Source organism: Streptomyces sp. CNH287 (assembly GCF_000424825.1).
On the sequence record NZ_AUKQ01000039.1, the window covers coordinates 1 to 5,476 of the forward strand.

3 protein-coding genes and 1 pseudogene are annotated in these 5,476 nt (G+C 68.4%); all 4 read right to left on the bottom strand.

Features of this window, described 5'->3' with window-relative positions; all coding sequences use genetic code 11:
- Positions 1-2,273: 2,273 nt before the first annotated feature.
- Positions 2,274-2,747, bottom strand: coding sequence for a GNAT family N-acetyltransferase (locus tag H299_RS38590; protein ID WP_199782497.1), 474 nt, complete (start codon positions 2,745-2,747; stop codon positions 2,274-2,276).
- Positions 2,748-2,825: 78 nt separating this feature from the next.
- Positions 2,826-3,302: pseudogene (locus H299_RS35880) on the bottom strand (ATP-binding protein); the annotation flags it as partial.
- A 746-nt stretch (positions 3,303-4,048) separates the two neighbouring features.
- Complete coding sequence (locus H299_RS0123590) at positions 4,049-4,744, bottom strand: antibiotic biosynthesis monooxygenase (RefSeq protein WP_027750416.1); 696 nt, start codon at positions 4,742-4,744, stop codon at positions 4,049-4,051.
- A 537-nt stretch (positions 4,745-5,281) separates the two neighbouring features.
- A complete protein-coding gene (locus tag H299_RS40620) occupies positions 5,282-5,386 on the bottom strand; it encodes an aromatic-ring hydroxylase C-terminal domain-containing protein (protein WP_486587395.1) in 105 nt (34 codons plus the stop codon).
- Positions 5,387-5,476: the final 90 nt, after the last annotated feature.

The window sequence follows — 5,476 nt, forward strand, 5'->3', positions numbered from 1 at the left end:
CGAGGGGCCGGAGGCTCGAGGGGCCGGAGGCCAGAGAGACAGGAGGAGGGGCGGGAAGAGTGGAGGGGTTGAGGAGTGGAGGGGCCCGGGGGCACCACCGCGAACCGCAGGACCGCAAAGCCAGCGACCGCAGACCAGCGGGCACAAACCCGCGGGACCGCACCGCCTGCAAGGCCGGAGGGACACAGGCCCAGAACACCGGCAGGCGGAGCACCCTCACCACACCGCGAACCGCAGACCGCGAACCGCAGGACCGCAAAGCGGCAGGGCCAAAGAGCCAGGAACCCGCAAGACCGCACTGCCGCGGAACCGGGGGCCGGGCCGGCACGGCTGCCGAACACCCAAGGCCGAGAACCCGCGAGACCGCACTGCCGCAGGGGCCGCGGCCTGCCGGACCGCACCACCACAAACCACCAGCCACCAGCCAGAAGGCCGGGAGGACCCGGGAAGACACGACCGCGAAGACCGCACAAGCGCGGAACCGAGGGACGGGGGCACCCGCGGCGCGGAAGGCCGACAAGCCCAGACCCGCACCACCACGAGCCGCACCACCAAACAGCAGGACCAGACAAACCCCTGCCCAAGCACACAGCGCAGCGCAGCACCTGCCCACCCCGCAACACTGCAGGACTGCCGGACTGCAGGACTGGGAACCGAGGACTGCCGGGACAGCGGACTGCCGGACTGCCGGACTGGAGGGCTGGAGGGCTGGAGGGCTGGCGAGTTCGCGGGACGGAGCGGCCCGCGGGCGCGCACGACCGAACACCGCAGGGCCACACCAGCGCAGGCCGCAGTGCCAGAAGGCGGCCGGAGCGAAGTCCGCACACCCGCGAAACCACGGAACCGCGGGACTGCGGGACTGCGGGACTGGGGCTGGAGGACAGCGCGTTGGGGGGGCAGACACCCGGGGGCCGGGGCCTGCAGGACCGCACTGCTGCGGGGCTGCGGGGTCGCATCACCGCACAGCCGCGGGTCCGCCCCCTGCGGGGGCGCCCCTGTGTGTTCGGGCAAAGCCGAAGGCCGGCAGCATCGTGCGACCCGGGGGCGGGCCGGAGCCGCGGGGGTCTGCACGGATGGCCAGGTGACGATCAAACCCACCGGGAGGCGAGGCACCGGCGCCGCAGCGGCTGGAGAAACCCCGGACCTCGCACCCCGGCCGGATTCCTCGGCGATCCCTTCTCCTCGGGCGCCGGCCCCTCGCACCACCGGAGCGCCCGGCAAGGCACATCCCCTGCTGTCCGCAACCGACTACGGCCAACAAGCCCCGGCCGCCGGATCGAGAGACCGGATCAGATCCGATCCTGACCCGGCCGTGCCGGGAGCCGGGGCCCGTGGAAGATTGCACCGCGAAGAGAACCCCCGGCCCGGCCCCCGGCGCCGCAAAGCAGGACCTGGGGCGCGGTGTCCGCCCCGGGGCGGTCCCCTTACCGCCGCAGACCCGCGATACGCGCCGCCCGGGGGCGGCGGACACGAAGGGAGGAAGGCCCGTTCGAGCTGCTTGCATCCTCATCCCGGAGAGCCGCTCGCCGCGATCGAGGAACCTTGAGTTCCACATCGCGAGGGCACATCCGGCGTAGGCGGCTCCGCGGCCGGGAAGGTGCTGCCGTCACCGACCCCGACCAGCATGCAGGCCCCGGCCCTTGACACCGGCTTCTCGGCATCGAGGCCGGAAGACGGGAAAGAGAGCGGGCCTCCCGCAACTCCTCAAGCCCGCCCCGGATGGCAGCCTTCGCTGGCCAAACACGGCCGCCGGCCAGACACCCAGACCCGGGGACGATCAGCCGGCCGCCCCGGCCCCCGCCGCAGTGACGCTCCCCTCGACCCTCCGGCCCCCTCGGCCGCGGCACAGCAAGCCAGCCGCCGACATCCCCGCCCCGCGCACGGCCCAAAGTTCCGCGGACAGTTCACACAGCCTGGAATCGGAACCGAACAGGCCCTTGCCGAACCCCTCCCACCCAGCCGAGGTCACAACAGCGGCATGGCGTCCTCCAGGCCGTTCAACCCCACCACCCGGCAGGCAAGTTGGAAACGCTCACCGTGTTGTGAGATCTGCTGGTCGGGCATCAGTACGGGTGGCTTCGTTGATCTCTAGGAACAGCGTTTGTCGACCGGTTCTGGAGGCGGTTGGTGATCACCCAGCTCGCGGATGTCGATGACAAATGACGGCGCTGTCGTTCCTGGGCATGCGGGACGGCCAGGCGCCCGTCAGGGCGGCTGGCCCTCGAAGGTGGGAGTAGTGGCAGAGGTCGACCGGAAGGGAGGCCGGGGACGGTTCAGGCCACGTATGGATTGGTTGATGGCGCCATGTCACGCAGATCTGGGCGGTTCCTGGGCAGTCCGAAGCCCGCCATCTCCTTTTCCTCGTAGGACAGGAAGCCCAGACTCCGGTAGAACGCGTGGTTGCGCTTGCCCTCCGGTGACGCCTCGTGGTCCGTGGACAGGAGGAAGAAGCGGCAGTGCGAGTAGCGCGGCATGAGGTCCTCGATCAAGGCCCGGCCGATGCCCCGCCTGTGATACTTGGGGTTGACCACGACGTCCTGGACGTAACAGATGTGCTCGTCGTCAGAGATGGTCCGGGCCAGTCCGAGAAGCGTTCCTGAACCGTCGCGTGCCGTGATGACGAGGTGCGAGTTCAGCAGGCCGCGGCAGAGCTTGTCGACATCTTTGGTGTAGCCCTCCCAGCCGACCGAGTCGTAGAGGCCGCACATCTCCTCAGGATCGAAAACATCCTCTTTCTCTATGAACACACCAAAACCCCCTTTGCAGCGGTACCGCTTCTGATGACGAACTCGACACCGCATCTGACTTCACGCTCGTCCGGCACGTCAAGATCGACAACCACCGAACTCAGCGCGGGTGCTGGCGAGACGGTAGGAGTCGGTGCCGGTCTCGATGATGGTTCCATTGAAGGTGAGGCGGTCCACGATGGCCGCGCAGAGGCGGGGGTCGGTGAAGGTCTTGGTCCAGCCGCCGAAGGACTCGTTCGAGGCGATGGCGACGCTGTTCTTCTCCTCGCGTTCCGTCAGAACCTGGAAGAGGAGATCGACGCGGCCGTAGCGGGCGATGGTCTTGTTCAGCTGCTTCTCGTCGGCCGCTTCGACCAGCTCGTTCACCGGCTTCGTGGCGAGCGTGTAGCGGACGCGGTAGCCCTTCATGGCGGCCTCGGTGCCCAAGGCGATGAGCATGTGGGACTTGCCGGCGCCGGAGTCACCGATCAGGCAGAGAGGCTGGCTCTTCCTGATCCACTCGCAGCTGGCGAGGGTGTGGATGGTGGCTGCGTCGACGTTGGGGTTCGCGTCGAAGTAACTCGTCACCAGGCTTCCACCACAAAACACCACAACACGGTTCACCAAAAGGCAGAGGAAACCCTCACCACCGCTCTGCACGAAGAGCCTGTCCACCGACACCGACCCGGTAGCCGCCACGAAAGAGGACCAGCAAGAAAGCGACCGGCAACCAAGCCACCCAGAACGCAGAGGAACCTGCAAGTGAACAGCCCCATGGTGTGCCACACGTAAGCGCCCACCGTGGTGACCGCCCAGCCGGCACACCCCGTACGAGACCGCGGACCATGACCCCGGGCCATCACCCAGCCGACCACACTCACCGAACAGGCCGGACCGCACCCGTCGTCATCACCCGCAAAGCAGCGGTGAACGAGGCGCCAGGACAAGACGCGCCCGACCACCCACCCCCCAGGGGCGGGACCTGGAATCCGTGCCGGCGGCACACGACCAGCACACGACACCACAGCCCCACAACCCCAGGCCCCCCGGGCGGCACGGAACCCCCAGGAGCGGGACGGACACCCCCCGGAACACCCCGCACACAGCCGCCCGTTCAGCGTCACGCGCAGGCCCGTGACCACCAGCGTGACAACACGCCACCCCCCGGCCCCCGCCGAACAGCGCCCCCGCACACACAAACACCCGGCCCGCCCGCTGCCGGCAGCGGGCGGACCAGACCCCAACCCCCAGCCCCGCACCAGGACACGGCCGCAGAACCCAAGGAGCCAGGAAAACAAAACCAGGACAGAGGAACAGGACCGCTACTGGCCCGCCGACCGCGAATGCACCGGCAGATACGAATTCCAGTCACTACCGGTCACCAGCGAAGACACCCGCGACTCGCTCTTCTGCCGCGCCGCCGACCACTCCACCTCCGCCAGACCCCGGAAAGCGTCATACGACCCCTTCGAGTCCCACTGCGAATACGACACCGCGAACCCCCCCTCCAAACCCCGCGCCGCCAGCCCCTTCAGCACCAGCTGCGCACGGAACCCCGGCACCTCCTCCAGCCACTCCCCCGCACCCCCCAGCGCCTCCACCAGCTCATCCCGGCCCTCCGGAGCCACCCGGAAAATCTCGATCACCGTGTAATCACCCCCACCCGGCGTGATCACCACCGCCCCACCCGGAACACCCCGCCGCCGCGCGAAGACCACCTCCGTCTGCAACAGCCGGATCGAAGTCGTCATCTCCTGGAACAACGGCATCGTCCGGTGCTTGAACTCCTCACCCGCATACCGCGCCTCCAGATCCTCCCCACTCCGCCACTGGATCAGATTCGCCGTACCCAGCCGATCCTGCCCACTGTGCATATTGCTCGAAATCCACCCCGGATACGCCGCGGAATCCACAATCTCCCGCATCGCACCCAGCAACCGCTCCTGCTTCTCCGCCGCATCCGTCGCGAACAGATTCAACACGACCAGATGACGATCCTCAGCAGCAATACTCGGCATACTCCACCTCCACCATCAACCAACCCGAAACCACACCGACCCAAAGCCCCGAACACCACACACCCGCACCCGGAACCACCCGCCCCCACACAAAGAGACGGAAAAACCTACCCCACACCCCCTCCACAACACCCCCCGGGGCAACCCCCAGAGGACAACACCCTAGGAAACCCCCGGGAAACCCCCCGGGGAAACCCGATGAGGAACCCCCACCCCCAGCCCCCGGCACACACCCCCACCCCGAAGAGAAGAACCCGCAACACCCCCGGCCCCCTCACACCCCCCCGAAGAAGACCCCCACCCCCACGAAGAAAACAACCCCCCGACAACCCCCCGAAGAACAGAGAAGAAACCCCCCAGGAGAACAGCCCGGAACACCCCCCCGGCGCCAGCCACCACCCAAGAACGGCCACGAAGACCCACCCCAGAGACTGTCCGCGAAAAGCCCTCCGAGAGCCCGCCCAGCAGCCACCCCGCCCCGCGAGCCGCCGACACCGGAGAACCACCCTTCGGGAACCCCCCAGGAGGAAGGCGCCTTCAGACAGCCGGACCGAACCAGCGCTCCAACGCCTGAGCCAAACCCTCCCCCGACCCCCGCGGCGACGACACCCACGCCACATAACCATCCGGACGCACCAACACCCCCGGCGGCAAAACCCCCCCACCAACCCCAGCAACAACGCCAGGAACAGGAGCAGCCCCGGCAGCAGCACCGGCGCCGGCAGCGGGAGC